This window comes from Streptomyces sp. CNP082, from assembly GCF_059570535.1.
Genome location: NZ_JCANSZ010000003.1, coordinates 222,366 through 239,346, shown reverse-complemented (window position 1 = coordinate 239,346; position 16,981 = coordinate 222,366). Strand labels below are relative to the sequence as shown.

Genomic DNA, 16,981 nt, shown 5'->3' with positions numbered 1-16,981 from the left:
GCCCGACCGGTGAGAAAACCGATACCTCGCTGTCAGTGCAGCGTGCGATGCTCGACAGCGTGCAGAGCCGATCCATCAGCCCGGTGTTCGCAGGCCGTCATGACGAGTTGAAGACCCTTGACGCCGCGCTCGCCCGCGCCGCCCTCGGCGAGCCGCAGGTGCTGCTCGTGGGCGGCGAAGCAGGCGTGGGCAAGAGCCGCCTGCTGGACGAGTTCCTGGAGGCCGCGCAGGGCGCCGGTGCGGTCACCGCCGTCGGCGGCTGTCTGGAGCTGGGCGCCGACGGCCTGCCGTTCGTGCCGTTCGCCACCGCGCTGCGCGTGCTGCACCGCCAGCTCGGCCCCGAGCTGGCGGAGCTGGCCGCCGGTCAGGAGCCGGTGCTCGCCCGGCTGCTGCCCGACCTGGGCCCGGTCACCGAGGAGCCGCACGGCCAGGACAACCGGGCCCGCCTCTTCGAGCTGACCGTCGGCCTGCTGGAGCGGCTGGCCGCCGACCGCACGGTGGTGCTTGCCCTGGAGGACCTGCACTGGGCGGACCGCTCCACCCGCGAGCTGCTCGGCTATCTCGTCCGGTCGGTCCAGGGCGCCCGGCTGGTGATCCTCATGACGTACCGCTCCGACGACGTCCACCGCCGCCATCCGCTGCGCCCCTTCCTCGCTGAGCTGGACCGGCTGCGCTCCGTGCAGCGGCTGGAGCTGGCCCGGCTCAGCGAGGAGGAGGTGCGCAGCCAGCTCGCCGGCATCCGCGGCGTGGCCGAGCCCGAGCGCGAGCTGACCGCCGAGGTGTATGCGCGCAGCGAGGGCATCCCCTTCTTCGTCGAGGAGCTGGCCCTCAGCGACGACGTCGGCAGCCTCAGCGACTCCCTGCGCGACCTGCTGCTCGTACGGGTCGAGGCGCTGCCCGAGAGCGCCCAGCGCGTGGTGCGCCTGGCCGCGCGCAACGCGCGCGTCCCGCACGCCCTGCTCGCCGTCGTCTCCGGCTTCGCCGAGGACGAGCTGATCGAGGGCCTGCGCGCCGCCGTGGGGGCGAACGTGCTGGTGCCCGACGAGGAGGGCGAGGCGTACCGCTTCCGGCACGCGCTGCTGCGCGAGGCCGTCCTCGACGACCTGCTGCCCGGTGAGCGCACCCGCCTCAGCCGGCGGTACGCGGAGGCCCTGGAGGCCGACCCCGCCCTGGTCGCGGCGGAGGAGCGGGCGACCCGGCTGGCGAGCTACTGGTACTACGCGCGCGACGCCGCCAAGGCCCTGCCCGCCGTCCTGACCGCCGCCCTCGAAACCCGCGCCCGGCACGCCTATGCCGAGCAGCTCAAGCTGCTGGAGCGGGCGTTGGAGCTGTGGGACGAGGTGCCGCCGGAGGAGCGCCGCGGGCTGCCGGCGCAGGGCCCGCTGGAGTCGTATCCGCCGTGCGGCTGCGGGGACCGGCCGGAGGAGATCGAGCTGCACCTGGTCGACCTGATGGCCCACGCCGCGTACGCGGCCCGGCTGGACGGCCAGTGGGAGCCGGCGCTGAAGTTCGTGAAGAAGGCGCTGATGGTCATCGACGAGACGCGGGAGCCGCTGCGCGCCGCCTGGTTCTGGCTGGAGCGCTCCAAGCTCATCGCGCTGGCCGGCCGCGGCGACGGCCGCGCGGAGCTGACCCGGGCGCAGGAGCTGGTGCATGAGCTGCCGGCGTCGGCCACTCACGCCGACGTCCTGGCGCACGTGGCGATGTGGGACCTGCTGCACGCCTCCGATATGGACAGCATGGCGCTCGCCGAGCGCGCCGTGGAGCTGGCCCGGCAGGCCGGCGCCGGGGACGTCGAGCTGGGCGCGCGGATCACGCTGTGCACACTGCGCTCGGCCAAGGGCGACTCCGACGCCTGGATCGCCGAGCTGTACGAGATCCGCGAGCTGGCCGCGCAGCGGGGCGCGTTCCGCGAGCTGGGCCGCGTGCACATCAACCTCTGCGACGCGCTGGAGAAGGTCGGCCGGTCCGCGGAGGCGGTCGAGACGGGCCTCGCCGGCATGCAGGACATGCACAGCCGCGGGCTGTACGACGCCGCCGCCTTCGCCGCGCTCAACGTCGTGGAGTCGCTGACCTCGCTGGGCGAGTGGGACCGCGCCGAGCAACTGCGCCAGGAGTGGATGCGGTTCGCGGTCGGCTCCCGTACCAGCGCGTCCGTGGCGCTCCGGCGGGCCCAGTTGGCGCTGCTGCGCGGGGAGTTCGAGCTCGTCCCCGAGCTGATCGACGCGGCCCGCCGCAACCGGGGACGCAACGACGGCGAGCCGCAGTACGAACTGCCGTTCGCCGCCGTGGAGATGAGCGCGCTGCGGATGCTGGGCCGGGTGCCGGAGGCGCTCGACGTGCTGGAGCGGCACCTGGCGATGCTGCCGATGCGCGGCCAGGAGACGTACGTCTGGGAGTTCCTCATCGCCGCGGCCCGGCTGGCGGCGGACGTCGCCGGGGTGCCGGGCGCGCCCGAGGCGCGGCGCGCGGAGATCGTGGCGCGGCTGACGGACGCGGCGGCGGTCCTGCCGGCCGAGGGACCGCTGTGGACGCCGCAGTCCCGCCTCTTCGCCGCCGAACTGGCCCACGCCCGCGGCACGGCCGACCCCGGCGTGTGGGCCGCGGCTGCCGCGGCCTACGAGCCGCTCGGCCACCCGCACACGCTGGCGCACATCGCACACCGCCGGGCGGAGGCGCAGCTCGCCGGCGCCGCGGGCGGCGGTGGTGCGGGCGGTGCGGGTGCGGCGGCCCGCGACGCCGCGACGCCGCTGCTGGCGGAGGCGCACGCGACGGCCGTCCGCCTCGGCGCGGCCCCGCTCCGCGAGGCCGTGGAGCAGCTCGCCGGCCGCGCCCGCGTCCCCCTCGGCCCGGCGTCCCGGCCGCCGGCGGACCCGGTGGAGTCGCTGGGCCTGACGGCCCGGGAGACGGACGTGCTGCGGCGGGTGGCCGCGGGGCGGAGCAACCGCGAGATAGCGCAGGAGCTGTTCATCGCGCCGAAGACGGCGAGCGTGCACGTGTCGAACCTGATGGCGAAGCTGGGTGTCTCCAACCGCGGCGAGGCGGCGGCGGTGGCCCATCGGCTGCGGCTGTTCGAGGACGAGTAGCGCGCCCAGGCATCCCCCCCCGGGTACGCGGGCCGGGTCAGCCTCGCCGCCGCTCCGGAGCTGCCGGTCTCTCCGCGGGCTTACGCGCTTTCGAACAACCGCAGCCGGTGGGCCACGGCCGCGGCTTCGCCGCGGTTGGACACGCCCAGCTTGGCCATCAGGTTCGACACGTGCACACTCGCCGTCTTCGGCGAGATGAAAAGCTCCTCCGCGATCTGCCTGTTGCTCCGGCCCGCGGTCACCAGCCGCAGCACGTCCCGCTCCCGGGCCGTCAGCCCCAGCGCCTGGGCCGGATCCTCCGGCGCCGCCGCGGCGGCGGCGCCCGGCTCGGTGAGCGGGAGTCTCGCGCGCGCCGCCACCTGCTCCACGCCGTCGCGCAGCGGCGCCGCGCCCAGCGTCTCCGCCGTGGCGTGCGCCTGCGCGAGCAGGTGCGCCGCCCGTTCCCGTACGGCTGTACCCGTCCCGGCCGCACCGCCCGCGAGCAGCGCCTCGGCCCACCGGTAGCGCACCCAGCCCAGCTCGTACGGCCGCTCCAGCGGCTCAAGACCCGACGCCGCCGCCTCCCACCGGGCCGCCTCCGACCGGCCCCGCGCCCGGCCCAGCTCCGCGGTGAAGTACCGCCGCCACGCCTCCCACACCGGCGTCGGGGTGTCCAACTGCCCCGCCGTGCGCTCCAGCCGGTCCAGCAGCTCCTCGCGCCCTTCCGCCGCCCCCGGCAGCCCGCGCGCGTCGCCCTCCGCCGCCGCGGCCGAGACCAGCAGGTGCCACAGGTACGACTCGTGCCCCAGCTCCGGCAGTTTCACCAGGCCCTCGGTGAGCACCGCCCGCGCCTGCCCGTACTGCCCGCGAGCCATCAGGATCCGCGCCTCGATCTGCACCAGCCGGAAGCCGCCCTGCGGCTCCGCGACGGTCGCGCCCCCCGCCTCGCGCGCCGCGGTGAACAGCTCCTCGGCCCGGTCCATGTCGCCGCGGAACAGCGCCAGCCAGGTGGCGGAGACCGTCGCGAACGCGCGGGTACGCGCCTGGGCGCCGTACGACCGCAGGCTGTCCAGGTCCCGCTCGGCGGCGTCCCACTCGCCGACGGAGATCATCGCGTCGACCATGTTGCACCCGATGAAGGCGACCGAGTCGCGCAGGCCCTGCTTCCTGGCCGCCGCCAGGCCCGCCCGCGCCGCCTCGATGGCCTCGCGGGAGCGGCCGGTCATCTCCAGCACGGACGCGAGGTTGTTGTGCGCCCGGGTGATCACGGTGGGGGCGCCGCTGCGGTCGGCGGCGTCGCGCAGCTCGTACAGCTCGGCGAGGGCGCGGTCGACGTCGGCGGCGTGCGCCCGCAGCGTGGCCAGCGTGATCCGGGCGTGCAGCTCGACCTCGGTGGCGCCGACCAGCCGGGCCTGCTCCACCGCGCTCTCGGCCAGCGGGATGCTCCCCGGGTCCGGGCTGTGCAGCATCTTCCACAGCGCGGCCGTCGCCAGCACGTCCGCCTTCACCGGCGACGGCGGGCGGTCCGCCACCAGCTCCTGCGCCCTGCCCAGCTCCGTCCAGCCGTCGCCGCCGCCGCTGTTCACGACCTGCCACTGCCGCTCCAGCCAGAACCACGCCGCCCGCTCCGGCTCCTGCGCCCCGTCCAGCAGCTCCAGCGCCCGGCGGGTCAGCGTGCGGGCCCTGACGTGCTCGCTGTCGAGCCGGGCCGCGACGGTCGCCTCGGCGAGCAGGTCGAGGAAGTGCAGGTGGGGGCGGTCGGCGCAGTGGCACAGCGGATACGACTCGGCGTAGCGCACGGTCAGGGGCTCGCGGAGCTGCTCCTCCGGGACCTCGTCCCACAGCTCGATGGCCCGCTCCAGCAGCGCCAGTTGCTCGGCGAACGCATGCCGTACCCCCGCCTCGCCGGCCGCCTTGAGCGCGGCGGGCAGCGCCCGGGCGGGGTCGCGGGCGGCGTACCAGTGGCTGGCCAGCCGGGCGGCGTGCTCCTCAGGGCGGACCAGCGAGGGGTCGGCCGCCAGCGCCTCGGCGTAGCGCCGGTGCAGCCGGGAGCGCTCGCCGGGCAGCAGGTCGTCACCGGTGGCCTCGCGGAGCAGCGCGTGCCGGAAGCGGAAGCTGTCGGTCCCCGGGCCGCCCGCCGCGGGCAGCAGGATGCCGGCGTCGACCGCGGGCCGCAGCGCCTCGATCAGCTCCTCCTCGCCCTTCCCCGACACGGCGAGCAGCAGCCCGAACTCCACGGTCGAGCCGGCCTCCGCGGCGGTCCGCAGCACCCGCTGGGTGGCCTCCGGCAGGGTCTCGACCCGTACGAGCAGCAGGTCGCGCAGCGACTCCGACAGCGCGTCGGGCGAGCCGCCGCAGTCCAGCAGGGCGGTCAGCTCCTCGACGAAGAACGGGTTGCCGTCCGAGCGCTGGAAGATCGTGTCCACCAGGTGGGGCAGCGGCCCGGTGCCGCGGATCGCGGTGATCTGGCCGATGACCTCCTGCCGGGAGAAGCGCGCCAGCTCCATCCGCTGCACCCTGCGCAGCCGCTCCAGCTCGGCGAGGAAGGGGCGCAGCGGGTGACGGCGGTGGAGGTCGTCGGTGCGGTACGTGCCCAGCAGCACGACGCGGGCGTTCTGCAGGGACCGGATCAGATAGCCCAGCAGCTCGCGGGTGGAGCGGTCCGACCAGTGCAGGTCCTCCAGCGCGAGCACCACCGTCCGCTCGGCGGCCAGCTTCTCCAGCAGCCGGGCGGCGTGCTCGAAGAGCCGGGCCTTGGCGTCGGCGTCGTGCCGTTCCCCGGGCTCCTCGCCGCCGCCGGCCCCGGCCAGCTCGGGCAGCAGCCGGGCGAGTTCGGCCTCGCCGCCGCGGGCGGCGTCCGCCAGTTCGCCGCCGAGGGCGCGGTGCAGGGCGCGCAGGGCGGTGGCGAACGGCGCGAACGGCAGGCCCTCGGCGCCCAGCTCCAGGCAGCCGCCGACGGCCACCACGGCGCCGGCCCGCTCGGCGCGGCCGGCGAACTCCTCCAGCAGCCGGGTCTTGCCCACCCCCGCCTCACCGCCGACCAGCACGGCCTGCGGCACGCCGGTGCCGGCCCGCTCCAGGGCGGCGCCGAGGGAGCGCAGCTCCTCGGCCCGGCCGACGAGCACGGGGCTCACGCACGAGATCGTCACGATTGAGAGCATCGCACAGCGCCACGACACGAGGGCAGCCCGGCGACGGCGCGGACCCGGCGAGGGGCGCGGGACCGGCCGGCGGCGCGGGGAAGGAACGCAGACGGCGAGAGCGCCCTGCCCGCGCTGCGCGGGAGGGCGCTCTCCGGTGCCGGCCCCGAGGGCCGGCGTTCTGGTCGGTGACGGGGCCGCACGTCCGCCACCTCAGGCGGCCTTCACCCAGCGGGCCAGCGCGCGCACCCGGCGGGCTTCGCGGCGCTGCTCCCGGCGGGCGGCGGCGGCCTCGCGGACGAGCCGGTACTGCGCTGCCTCGCGGCGCAGGTCGGCGGAGCGGGACTCGTGCATCTGGTACGCGAACATCTCGTTCTCCCTGGCGTTTCGGCTGGTCTCCTGGTGCTGTGACTCCAGCTTCCTCGCCCAGGCGGGTCCGCCACATCGGGAGACTTCCGCATCTCTGCGCCCCCGCCGCCTTACCCGCAGCCGCTACCGGCCCGTACACGCCTAAGGCCCCCGCGGATTCGCCGCCGCCGGGGCCTTAGGGGTGCTTATGCGTCCGTACGCGTGCTGAGGCGCCGAGGCCGGCCTAGGCGTCTTCGAAGAGCCGGAGGCGGTGGGCCGTCGCCGCCGCTTCGCCGCGGCCCGAGACGCCGAGCTTGGCCATCAGGTTCGACACGTGCACGCTCGCCGTCTTCGGCGAGATGAACAACTCCTCGGCGATCTGCCGGTTGCTGCGCCCCGCCGTCACCAGCTTCAGCACCTCCTGCTCCCGCGACGTCAGCCCCAGCGCCCGTACCGGATCCCGCGGGGCCGGCTCCGGGCCGCCCAGGGGTACGCGCGCCCGCGAGGCGAGGGCCGTGACCGCCGTGCGCAGGGGGACGGCGCCGAGGGCGTCGGCCACCGCGTGGGCGTCGGCGAGCAGGCCGGCGGCGCGGTCCCGGTCGCCGGCGGCGAGCAGCGCCTCCGCCCACCGGTGCCGTATCCGGGCGAGCTCGTACGGCCGGTCCAGCGGCTCGAACGCGGCTGCCGCCGCCGCCCACGGCGCCGGGTCGGGGTCGCCGCCGGCGCGGGCGAGCTGCGCGTCGAGGAAGAGCGCGTGCGCCGCCCACACCGGGGCCGAGCGGGTCAGCCCCTCCGCGGCGGTACGGATCCGCGCCAGCGCCGCGGCGCTGCCGCGCGCGAACGCGGGGGTCCGCCGCCCGTCCGCCTCGGCCTCCGCCGCCACCTCCAACAGCAGCCACGCGTACCGGTGCACCCCCGGCGCCAGCCCGCCGCCGAGGGTGCGGGCAGCCTCCTCGCGGGCGCCCGTCAGGTCGCCGCGGGCCGCCGCGACCGCGGCCGTCAGCGTGCTCATCGGGATCGCCATCTGCGGCTGCGTCTGCTGCGGCCCGAGCCGCTCCCGGGCGGTGGCCAGCAGCGCCTCCGCCCGCGCCACGTCGCCGCGGAACAGCGCCAGCCGGGCGCGGGCCTGCACCAGATTGCCGTACGTCAGGGCGCCGACCGCGTCCCGCTCCGCCCGGTCGGCGACGCGCTCCGCCTCGTCCCAGCGGCCCATCGCCACCAGGGAGTCCATCTGGTTGCCGAGCGAGAAGGCGACCTTGTCGCGCCGCCCCCGGCTCGCCGCCGCCTGCGCCGCGTCCGCGGCGGCCTCCGCCGCCTCCCGTGAGCGGCCCAGGTTCTCCAGCGCCGCGGACAGGTTCAGCTCGGCCCGGGCCGCCGCCGTGTAGTCGCCGGTGCGCCGGGCCCGGTCGCGGGCCTCGCGCAGGATCTCCAGGCCCTGCTCCTCGCGGCCGGAGTCCTCCAGGTGGATGCCCAGCATCACCCGGGCGTTCAGCTCCAGGTTGTCCTCGCCGGCCGCGGTGGCGGTGCGTACCGCCAGCTCCGCGGCGGCCAGTCCTTCCGGCCGGCCGGGCCGGTGCAGCATCTCCCAGCTCGCCGCGGCGGTCAGCGCCAGCGCCGGCACGCGCGACGGCGGCCGGTCACGGACCAGCCGCAGCGCGTGGTCCAGTTCGGCGCGGCCGTCGCCGCGCGCCAGCTCCTCGACCAGCCAGTGCCGCTGCACCCAGAACCACGCCGCGCGCAGCGGCTCGGCCGCCTCGTCGATGTTCTCCAGCGCGCGCCGGGTCAGCGCCAGCGCCCGTTCCCGCTCGTCCGCGAGCCGGGCGGCGACGGCGGTCTCGGCGAGCAGGTCGAGCTCGGTGAGCGGCGTGTCCGCCGGACAGGTCTCGTAGTCCTCGATGGCGTCCGCGGGCCGCAGCCGGGCGTGGACCTCGGGCGGCACGTCGTCCCACAGCTCCATCGCCCGCTTCAGCAGCTCGTACTGCTCGGCGAAGGCGTGCCGGCAACGCGCCTCGACCGCCGCCGCCAGCACCGCGGGCAGCGCCCGTGCGCTGTCCCGGCCGTGGTGCCAGTGCCGGGCGATGCGGGTGAGCCGCTGCTCGGCGCGGACCAGCGTGGGGTCGGCCTGGAGCACCTCGGCGTAGCGGCGGTTGAGCCGGGAGCGCTCGCCGGGCAGCAGGTCGTCGCGGACCGCCTCGCGCAGCAGGGCGTGCCGGAAGCGGTACAACTCGCCGTCCTCGTCGGGTACGAGCACGTTGTCGGCGACGGCCGCGCGCAGCGCCTCGTCCAGCGCGTCCTCGCCCTCGCCGGTGACCGCGGCCAGCAGCGCGTGCTCCGCGTGGCTGCCGGCCTCGGCGGCGACCCGCACCACCCGCTGCGCGGGCTCCGGCAGCCGTTCGAGGCGGACGAGCAGCAGGTCGCGCAGCGACTCGCTGATGCTGCAGTCGGGGTTGGCCGACAGCTCCTCGACGAAGAACGGGTTGCCCTCGCTGCGCCGGAAGATGTCGTCGGCGTGGGTGGGCGTGGGCACGGTGCCGTGGATGCCGGTGAGCTGGGCGGCGACCTCGTCGCGGCTGAGGGGGGCCAGCTCGATGCGGCGCACCGGGCGCAGCCGGTCCAGCTCGGCGAGGAAGGGGCGCAGGGGGTGGCGGCGGTGGATGTCGTCGGAGCGGTACGTCGCCAGCAGCACGAGCCGGGTGGCCTGCAGGGTGCGGAACAGATAGGAGAGCAGCTCGCGGGTGGAGCGGTCGGACCAGTGCAGGTCCTCCAGGGCGAGGACGACGGTGCGGTCGGCGGCCAGCCGCTCCAGGCTCTGCGCGGTCAGCTCGAACAGGCGGGTGCGCCCGTCGCGTTCCCGCGGCGAGACGCCGCCCAGGGGGGTGTACGCGGGGTCGGGCAGCAGCCGGGACAGCTCGTCCTCGCGGCCCGCGACGGCCGCGGCGATCGCCTCGTCGCCCAGCTCGCGCTGCAGGGCCCGCAGGGCGGTGGTGAACGGGGCGAACGGCAGCCCGTCCGCGCCGAGTTCGACGCAGCCGCCGGCCGCGGTCACCGCGCCCGCGGCGCGCGCGGCGGCCAGGAACTCCTCCACCAGCCGGGTCTTGCCGACGCCGGCCTCACCCGCCACCACGAACGCCTGCGGCTCGCCCGCGGAAGCGCGGGCGAGCGCGGCGTCGAGAGTGTTCAGTTCTTCCGTGCGGCCTGCGAGGACAGGGCTGAGGCGGACGGCTCTCACGCCGCCGAGGATGTCACGTGCCTCGGCCCCGGCGACAGGTGCCGGCGGGGCGGCCATCCTCAGGCCGCCTTCACCCAGCTCCCGCGGTGGGCGGCGGCACCGCCCGGGCCGTCGGCCTGGCGCCGGCGCGCCCGGCGGCCGGCGGCGGCGCTGCGCGCCATCCGGTACTCGGCGGCGCTGCGGCGCAGCTCGGCGGACCGGGTCTGGTGGATCTCGTAGGCGTACATCTTCGCTCCCCTGGTGTGCCGGCTCAGTGCCGTGTTCTCCCTGTGCCTCAACCTTCGCGTCCCAGGGGGGTGCGGCACATCGGGAGACTTCCTCATCTGTGCGTACGAGGCGCCTTAGAAGCCGGCCTCCGCGGGGCCGCGGGGCCTAAGGCCCTCCTTACGTCCCGGCGGTCTGCCAGGCCGCGCGGCGTGCGATGCTCTCCCGTGTGGAGTCCCCGAAGCCCCTGGAGCCGGCCGGCGCGGACGCCGGCAGGCGCGCCGGCGGCCGGTTCTTCGTCGGCCGCGCCGCGGAGCTGGGCGCGCTGACCGAGTCGTACGACCGGGCCGCCGCCGGCGAGCCGTGCGCCGTGCTCGTCGGCGGCGAGGCGGGCGTCGGCAAGTCCCGGCTGGTGGAGGAGTTCCTGGCGCGCGCGGAGGCCGCGGGCGCGGTCACCGCCGTCGGCAACTGCATCGAGTCGGGCGCCGACGGCCTGCCCTTCGCGCCCTTCTCCACCGCGCTGCGCGCCCTGCGCCGCCGCCTCGGCGAGAAGCTCGACGAGGCCGTCGCCGGGCAGCAGGGCGAGCTGGCCCGGCTGCTGCCCGAGCTGGGGCCGGTCCCCGGCCAGCCGGCCGCCGCGCAGGGCGAGGCCGGGCGGGCGCGGCTGTACGAACTGGCCGCCCGGATGCTGGAGAAGCTGGCCGGCGAGCGGGTGCTCGTGCTGGTCGTCGAGGACCTGCACTGGGCCGACAACTCCACCCGCGAACTCCTGGGCTACCTGCTGCGCTCCGTGCAGGCCGCCCGCCTGCTCCTCGTGGCCACCTACCGCTCCGACGACCTGCACCGCCGCCACCCGCTGCGCCCCGGCCTCGCCGAGCTGGACCGGCTGCGCGGCGTACGCCGCTTCGAGCTGGCCCGCTTCAGCCGCGACGAGGTGCGCAGCCAGCTCGCCGGGCTGCGCGGCGGGCAGCCGCCGCCGGAGGAGCTGGTGGCGGAGGTGTACGGGCGCTCCGACGGCAACGCCTTCTTCGTCGAGGAGCTGGCCGCGGGCCTGGGCGCCGGCGTGCACGGACGCGCCGATCCGGGCGGTGCCGTCGCCGGGCTCGGCGCGTCGCTGCGCGACCTGCTGCTCGTACGGACCGAGGCGCTGCCCGACGGCGCCCGCCGGGTCGTCGCGCTGGCCGCGGTCGGCGGCGACCGCGTCGACACCGCGCTGCTGGCCGCCGTCTCCGGGCTGGGCGAGGACGAGCTGTTCGACGCGCTGCGCACCGCCATCGGCGCCGGGGTGCTGCTCCCCGCCGACGAGCGGGTGGACGCGTACCGCTTCCGGCACGCCCTGATGCGCGAAGCCGTCTCCGACGACCTGCTGCCCGGCGAACGCACCCGGCTCAGCCGCCGCTTCGCCGAAGCGCTGGAGGCCGACCCCGGGCTCGTCCGGGCCGACGAGCGCCCCGCCCGGCTGGCCGGCTACTGGTACCAGGCCGGCGACCCGGCCCGCGCGCTGCCCGCCGTGCTCGCCGCCGCCGCGGACGCCCGCGCCCGGCACGCCTTCGCCGACCAGCTCGCGCTGCTGGAGCGCGCCGTCGCGCTGTGGGACGACGCCCCGCCCGAAGCCCGTACCGTGCCGCACTCCGGCGGCGTCTACCCGCCCGCCGGCCGGCCCGAGTTCGCCGACCTGCTCGCCGAGACGGTGTTCGCGGCCCGGCTCGCCTCCGCCTTCGGCAGGGCGCTCACCCTCGGCGACCGCGCGCTGCGGCTGCTCGGCACCCGCGCGCCGCTGCGCGCCGCGTGGTTCCGCGTCGAGCGCGCCCGCTGCCTGCAGGGCCTCGGCCGCGGCGACGGCCGCGACGACCTGGACCGGGCGCAGGAGCTGGTCCGCGGCCTGCCGCCGTCGCCGGTGCATGCGCTGGTGCTCGCCGAGGTCGCCAACTGGCAGGCGGTGCACACCCCCGGCGCCGGCGCCATCGAGGCCGCCGAGCGCGCCGTGCAACTGGCCCGGCTGGTCGGGGCGGAGGAGACCGAGCTGACCGTGCGCATCCCGCGGGCCTGGATGATGGTCGACTCCGGCGACGTCGAGGGCGGCATCGCGGAGTTCCACGCGGTACGGGACCGGGCGGTGGCCGACGGCCTGGTGGTGGCCGCCGCCCGGGCGTACGCGAACCTGCCCTCGGCTCTCGAAGGCGTCGGCAGGTCCGCGGAGTCGGTGGCCGCGGCCGAGGACGCGGTCGCGGCGCTGGCCGACTCGGGGCTGGCCACGTACCTCTCGCTCAGCCACGGCAACCGCGCCGATGCGCTGCTGTCGCTGGGTCGCTGGGCCGAGGCGGAGGAGGCCACGGCCGATCAGTTCCGCACCGCGCGCAACACGCAGTTGCGCGGCAGCGCGCTGCTGGACCGGGCGCTGCTGGCGCTGCTGCGCGGGGACCACGCCGGCGCGCACCGCGAACTCGCGGCGGCCCGCCAGGAGTTCGGGGGCGACCGGCAGCCGCAGAACGAGCTGCCGCAGGCCCGGATGACGATCGAGCTGGCCGCCGCGGAGGGCCGGGTCGCCGACGCGCGCGCCGCGTTCAGCCAGGCGGTCGGCGACGGGCTGCGGCTGGGCATGCAGCGCTACGCCTGGCCGCTGCTGTACGCCACCGCCGCCGCCGAGGCCCGGCTGCGCGCCCTGCCCGCGGCCGAGGCGGGCCGTCCGGCGGCGCTGGCCCGGATTCGCGCGGCGATGCGCAACCTGCCGCGGTTCGCGCCGCCGTGGGCGGCGTGGGCGCTGATGACGGAGGCGGAACTGCGCGCGGCGGAGGGCGGCGACGCGACGGCGCGCTGGGCGGAGGCGGAGGCGGCGTGGGCCGGCCTGGAGCGGCCGTACGAGCAGGCGCTGACCCGCTGCCGGTGGGCGGAGTCGGCCCTCGCGGGCGGCCCGGGCCCGGGCGGCGCCCGGGACGTCGCGGCGCAGGCGCTGCGGCGGGCGTACGAGACGGCGGCGGACCTCGGCGCGGCAGGTCTCGCCCGAGACGCCGAGGCGCTGGCGGCCCGCGCCCGGATCCCGCTGACCGCGGACACCGCGCCGGCGGAGCCGGAGGATCCGGCCCAGGCACTGGGGTTGACGGCGCGGGAGGCGGACGTCCTGCGGCTGGTGACGGCGGGGCGGAGCAACAGGCAGATCGCGGAGGAGCTGTTCATCTCGCCGAAGACGGCGAGTGTGCATGTGTCGAACCTGATGGCCAAGCTGGGCGTGTCCAACCGCGGCGAAGCCGCGGCCGTGGCGCACCGGCTGCGGTTGTTCGAGGGCGCGTGAGCCCCCGGAGTGACCGGCAGATCGCGGAGGAGTACGGGGGTCCGGGGGTGTCCCCCGGAAAGCCCGCGGCGTACGCCTCAGCTCACTTCCACCCGCAGGATCCGGTCGTCGCCCTTCTCCGGAGTGCCGCGCAGATCCGTCTCGTTGGTGATCAGCAGCAGATCGCCGTCCGACGCCCGCTGCACCGTGCGCAGCCGCCCGTACTCCCCGTCGAGGAACGCCTGCGGGTCCGCCGCCGCCTCCGTGCCGTCCAGCGGGATCCGCCACAGCCGCTCGCCCCGCAGCGACGCCATCCAGATCGACCCGTCCGCGTACGCGATGCCGCTCGGCGAGGCGTCCGGGGTGGGCCACTGCACGACCGGGTCGATCAGGCCCTCCCGGTTCTCCTGGCCCTCCGCCTCGGGCCAGCCGTAGTTCCCGCCCGGCTCGATCAGGTTCAGCTCGTCCCACTTCTGGTCGCCGAACTCCGCCGCCCACAGCCGCTTGTCGTCGTCCCAGGCCAGCCCCTGCACGTTGCGGTGGCCGTACGAGTACACCACCGAACCCGCGTCCGGGTTGCCGCGCGCCGGCTGGCCCTCGGGCGTCATCCGCAGGATCTTGCCGCCCAGCGACTCCTCGTCCTGCGCCAGCGCCGGGTCGCCGGCCTCGCCGGTGCCGACGTAGAGCATCTTGTCCGGGCCGAACGCGATCCGGCCGCCGTTGTGCCGGCCGCCCTTGGGAATGCCGCGGAAGACGGTGTCCGGCGCGCCCAGCCGGTTGCCCTCGGGGCCGGCCGCGTCGTAGGTCATCCGCACGATGCGGTTGTCGCTCTCGGAGGTGAGGTACGCGTAGAGCATCTCGTCGGCACCGAACGCGAGCCCCAGCAGGCCGCCCTCGTTGCCCGGGGCGCTCTGCACGCCGGGCACCTCGCCGGCCTCGGTGACCTTCCCGCCGTCGGCGGCGACGTGGTAGACGGTGCCGGAGTCGCGGGAGGAGACCAGCAGGCCGCCGGTGGGCAGCTCGGCCAGGCCCCACGGCGTCTTGAGCCCTTCCGCCACGGTGCCGACGACCTTCGCGGAGCCCTTGTCCGGCGGTGGCGAGCCGCGGTCGGCGGAGCCGCCGCTGCCGGCGGGCGCGGTGGCGGAGGACTCCCCGGACGGGTCCGCGGAGCCGTCGTCGTCTCCCGACGAGCAGCCGGCGGCGAGCACGAGTGCGGCGGCGGCTGCCAGCCGGACGGCGACGGCGGCGCGGGCTCTCACGGGACGGTTCTCCTCTGCGTCGGGCGGCGGGCGGAACATACCCAGCACATCACAACCGGGCGGTCACCGCGCGCCGGTGGGGCGTTCCCGCCCGTACGGACGAGGGCCGTCCGCCCGCGGGAACGCGCCCGCCCGGCCCGTCGCGGGGCGCCCGCCCGGCCCGCCTGCCCGGCCCGCCGCGGGGCGCCCGCCCGGCCCGCCGGGCCTACTCCCACGACCCCTGCGCCGGCGGCAGGGCCGCGATCTCCGCCAGGTCCGCGGGAGCCAGCCGCAGCCCCGCCGCCGCGGCGTTCTCCACCGACCACCGCGCCTGCTTCGCCCCCGGCACCGGCACCACGTGCGACCCCTGCTCCAGCACCCACGCCAGCGCCGCCTGCGCCGGCGTCGCGCCGTGCCGCCCGGCGACCCGCCGCAGCCCGGCGACCACCGGCTGGTTGGCCGCCATCATCTCGGCGGTGAACCGCGGGTGCCGGGCCCGTATGTCGTCCGGCTCGAAGCCCTGCCCCGGGGTGAGCGTGCCGGTGAGGAACCCGTGCCCCAGCGGCATCGCCGCGAGGAACCCGACCTGCCGCGCCTCGCACCACGGCAGCAGGCTCGTCAGCGCCTCCGGCGACCACACCGACAGCTCCGCCTGCACGCTGCTGACCGGGAAGACCTGCTGGACCCGGCCCAGCCGGCCGATCGTCGCGTCGTACATCCCGCCGCCCGCCCGGCCGCCTGCCCGGCGATCAGCCCGCGCGCCGACCGCGCAGAACCCCAGCGAGCGCACCTTGCCCGCGGCCACCAGCTCCGCCATCGCCCCCCAGGTCTCCTCGACGGGCACCTCCGGGTCCTCGCGGTGCAGTTGGTACAGGTCGATGACGTCGGTCTGCAACCGGCGCAGCGAGGCGTCGCAGGCGCGCCTGACATACGCCGGGCGGCCGTTGGCGACGACATGCTGCTCGCCGACGAGGAGGCCGACCTTGGTGGAGACGAAGGCGTCCGTACGACGCTGCCTGAGCACCCGGCCGACCAGCAGCTCATTGGTGAACGGCCCGTACATGTCGGCGGTGTCGAGCAGGCTCACGCCGGCGTCGAGCGCCGCGTGCACGGCCCGTACCGACTCCTCGCCCTGCTGCCGCGACGTGCTGTACGCCCAGCTCATCGGCATGCAGCCGAGGCCGACCGCGCCCACCTGGAGGGCCGCCGCCCCGATCGTCCTGCGCTCCACCCAAGGCACACTAACCCCTGCCGCCGACACCCGGACCGCGGCCTCGGGCCTGACCACCCGGCCCCGCGCCCCGCGCGCCCGTGCCGATCGCCTAGCCTCGTGGGCATGAGCGAGGGACAGGTGTGGCTGCCGATTCCGCCGGACGAGATCGCCGGTCTGCCGCCGGAACTCGACTACGTCCACTGGGACGCCGAGCCGGAGTTCCCGGCCGACCCGGCCGGCTGCGTGTTCTTCGTGGCCCCGTACATGCGCCGGATGACCAGCAACCCGGTGCCGCGGATGCGGGCGCTGCAGGTGCTGCAGACCCTCACCGCCGGCGTCGACGACTTCCTGCCGGCGCTGCCGCCGGGGGCCCGGCTGTGCAACGCCCGCGGCGTGCACGAGGCGTCGACCGCGGAGCTGGCGCTCGCGCTCACCCTCGCGTCGCTGCGCGGCATCCCGGACTTCGTCCGCGGCCAGGACGCGCAGGAGTGGCGCACGGGGTTCCACCCGTCGCTCGCCGACAAGACCGTGCTGATCCTCGGCTACGGCGCCATCGGAAGCGCGGTGGAAGACCGGCTCGCGGGCTTCGAGTGCGAGCGGGTCATACGCATTGCGCGCTCCCCCCGCACCACACCGCGCGGTCCCGTCCACGCCCTCGCCGACGTACGGGAGTTGCTGCCCGCCGCCGACGTGGTGATCGTGACCACCCCGCTGACCGACGCCACCCGCGGCCTGGTCGACGCCTCCTTCCTGGCCCGGATGAAGGACGGCGCCCTGCTCGTGAACGTCGGCCGCGGCCCGGTCGTGGACACGAAAGCGCTGCTGGACGAGGTGGAGCCGGGCCGGCTGCGGGCCGCGCTCGACGTGACGGACCCCGAGCCGCTGCCGCCGGGCCACCCGCTGTGGCGCGCGCCCGGTGTGCTCGTCAGCCCGCACACCGGGGGCCCCACGTCCGCGTTCCGGCCGCGTGCCGAGAGGCTGCTGCGCGGCCAGTTGCGGCGGTTCGCCGCCGGTGAACCGGTGGAGCACGTGGTCGCCGTTGCCTGACGGACGACTATACGAACACTGTGTGTAGCCGAGACGCGACTCTCGGTTTCAGTTACGCTCCGTAGAGGAAGTATGTCCCTGCGTGACGAACCTGGTGTATCGTCCGCAGCGGGGATTGCTCCCGACGTCAACGTGGCCGGCCCGCTGCCGGCCGCGCAACCGATATCGAGGGGGGCGATGGGCACATGCACGGCAAATGGAAAAACTTTCCGGTACGCGGGCTGCACGG

Annotated in this window: 9 protein-coding genes; 3 read left to right on the top strand and 6 right to left on the bottom strand. The window is 76.5% G+C overall.

Annotated elements, in window-relative coordinates:
- Positions 1–47 precede the first annotated feature (47 nt).
- The gene (locus B124_RS03960) at positions 48–3,086 is read left to right on the top strand and encodes a helix-turn-helix transcriptional regulator (protein WP_496501286.1); all 3,039 of its coding nucleotides are present in this window, start codon (positions 48–50) and stop codon (positions 3,084–3,086) included.
- Between the two features lie 80 nt (positions 3,087–3,166).
- On the opposite strand, the gene B124_RS03955 is transcribed toward B124_RS03960, so the two are convergent.
- The 4 genes from B124_RS03955 to B124_RS03940 all read right to left on the bottom strand — a co-directional run bounded on the left by B124_RS03955 (position 3,167) and on the right by B124_RS03940 (position 10,009).
- Positions 3,167–6,190 (bottom strand): helix-turn-helix transcriptional regulator, encoded by a 3,024-nt coding sequence (locus B124_RS03955; protein WP_496501285.1) that lies wholly within the window; start codon positions 6,188–6,190, stop codon positions 3,167–3,169.
- Positions 6,191–6,418: 228 nt separating this feature from the next.
- Complete coding sequence (locus B124_RS03950; RefSeq protein WP_496501199.1) at positions 6,419–6,574, bottom strand: hypothetical protein; 156 nt, start codon at positions 6,572–6,574, stop codon at positions 6,419–6,421.
- A 223-nt stretch (positions 6,575–6,797) separates the two neighbouring features.
- Positions 6,798–9,839: a helix-turn-helix transcriptional regulator gene (locus tag B124_RS03945; protein ID WP_496501198.1), complete on the bottom strand. Its 3,042-nt coding sequence runs from the start codon at positions 9,837–9,839 to the stop codon at positions 6,798–6,800.
- Between the two features lie 2 nt (positions 9,840–9,841).
- Positions 9,842–10,009 carry a hypothetical protein gene (locus tag B124_RS03940; protein WP_496501197.1) on the bottom strand — a complete coding sequence of 56 codons (168 nt, stop codon included), beginning with the start codon at positions 10,007–10,009 and terminating at the stop codon, positions 9,842–9,844.
- A 194-nt stretch (positions 10,010–10,203) separates the two neighbouring features.
- On the opposite strand from B124_RS03940, the gene B124_RS03935 reads away from it, so the two are divergent.
- On the top strand, positions 10,204–13,275 hold the full coding sequence (locus tag B124_RS03935) for a helix-turn-helix transcriptional regulator (RefSeq protein WP_496501196.1): 3,072 nt from the start codon (positions 10,204–10,206) through the stop codon (positions 13,273–13,275).
- Positions 13,276–13,352: 77 nt separating this feature from the next.
- On the opposite strand, the gene B124_RS03930 is transcribed toward B124_RS03935, so the two are convergent.
- The gene (locus B124_RS03930) at positions 13,353–14,513 is read right to left on the bottom strand and encodes a PQQ-dependent sugar dehydrogenase (protein WP_496501195.1); all 1,161 of its coding nucleotides are present in this window, start codon (positions 14,511–14,513) and stop codon (positions 13,353–13,355) included.
- Between the two features lie 205 nt (positions 14,514–14,718).
- The gene (locus tag B124_RS03925) at positions 14,719–15,723 is read right to left on the bottom strand and encodes an aldo/keto reductase (protein WP_496501194.1); all 1,005 of its coding nucleotides are present in this window, start codon (positions 15,721–15,723) and stop codon (positions 14,719–14,721) included.
- A gap of 120 nt (positions 15,724–15,843) precedes the next feature.
- On the opposite strand from B124_RS03925, the gene B124_RS03920 reads away from it, so the two are divergent.
- Positions 15,844–16,752 (top strand): 2-hydroxyacid dehydrogenase, encoded by a 909-nt coding sequence (locus tag B124_RS03920; protein WP_496501284.1) that lies wholly within the window; start codon positions 15,844–15,846, stop codon positions 16,750–16,752.
- Positions 16,753–16,981: the final 229 nt, after the last annotated feature.

Coding starts and splice junctions, on each gene's coding strand:
- B124_RS03940 (WP_496501197.1), bottom strand. CDS start 10,009: ATGTACGCCTACGAGATCCACCAGACCCGGTCCGCCGAGCTGCGCCGC.
- B124_RS03935 (WP_496501196.1), top strand. CDS start 10,204: ATGCTCTCCCGTGTGGAGTCCCCGAAGCCCCTGGAGCCGGCCGGCGCG.
- B124_RS03945 (WP_496501198.1), bottom strand. CDS start 9,839: ATGGCCGCCCCGCCGGCACCTGTCGCCGGGGCCGAGGCACGTGACATC.
- B124_RS03950 (WP_496501199.1), bottom strand. CDS start 6,574: ATGTTCGCGTACCAGATGCACGAGTCCCGCTCCGCCGACCTGCGCCGC.
- B124_RS03960 (WP_496501286.1), top strand. CDS start 48: ATGCTCGACAGCGTGCAGAGCCGATCCATCAGCCCGGTGTTCGCAGGC.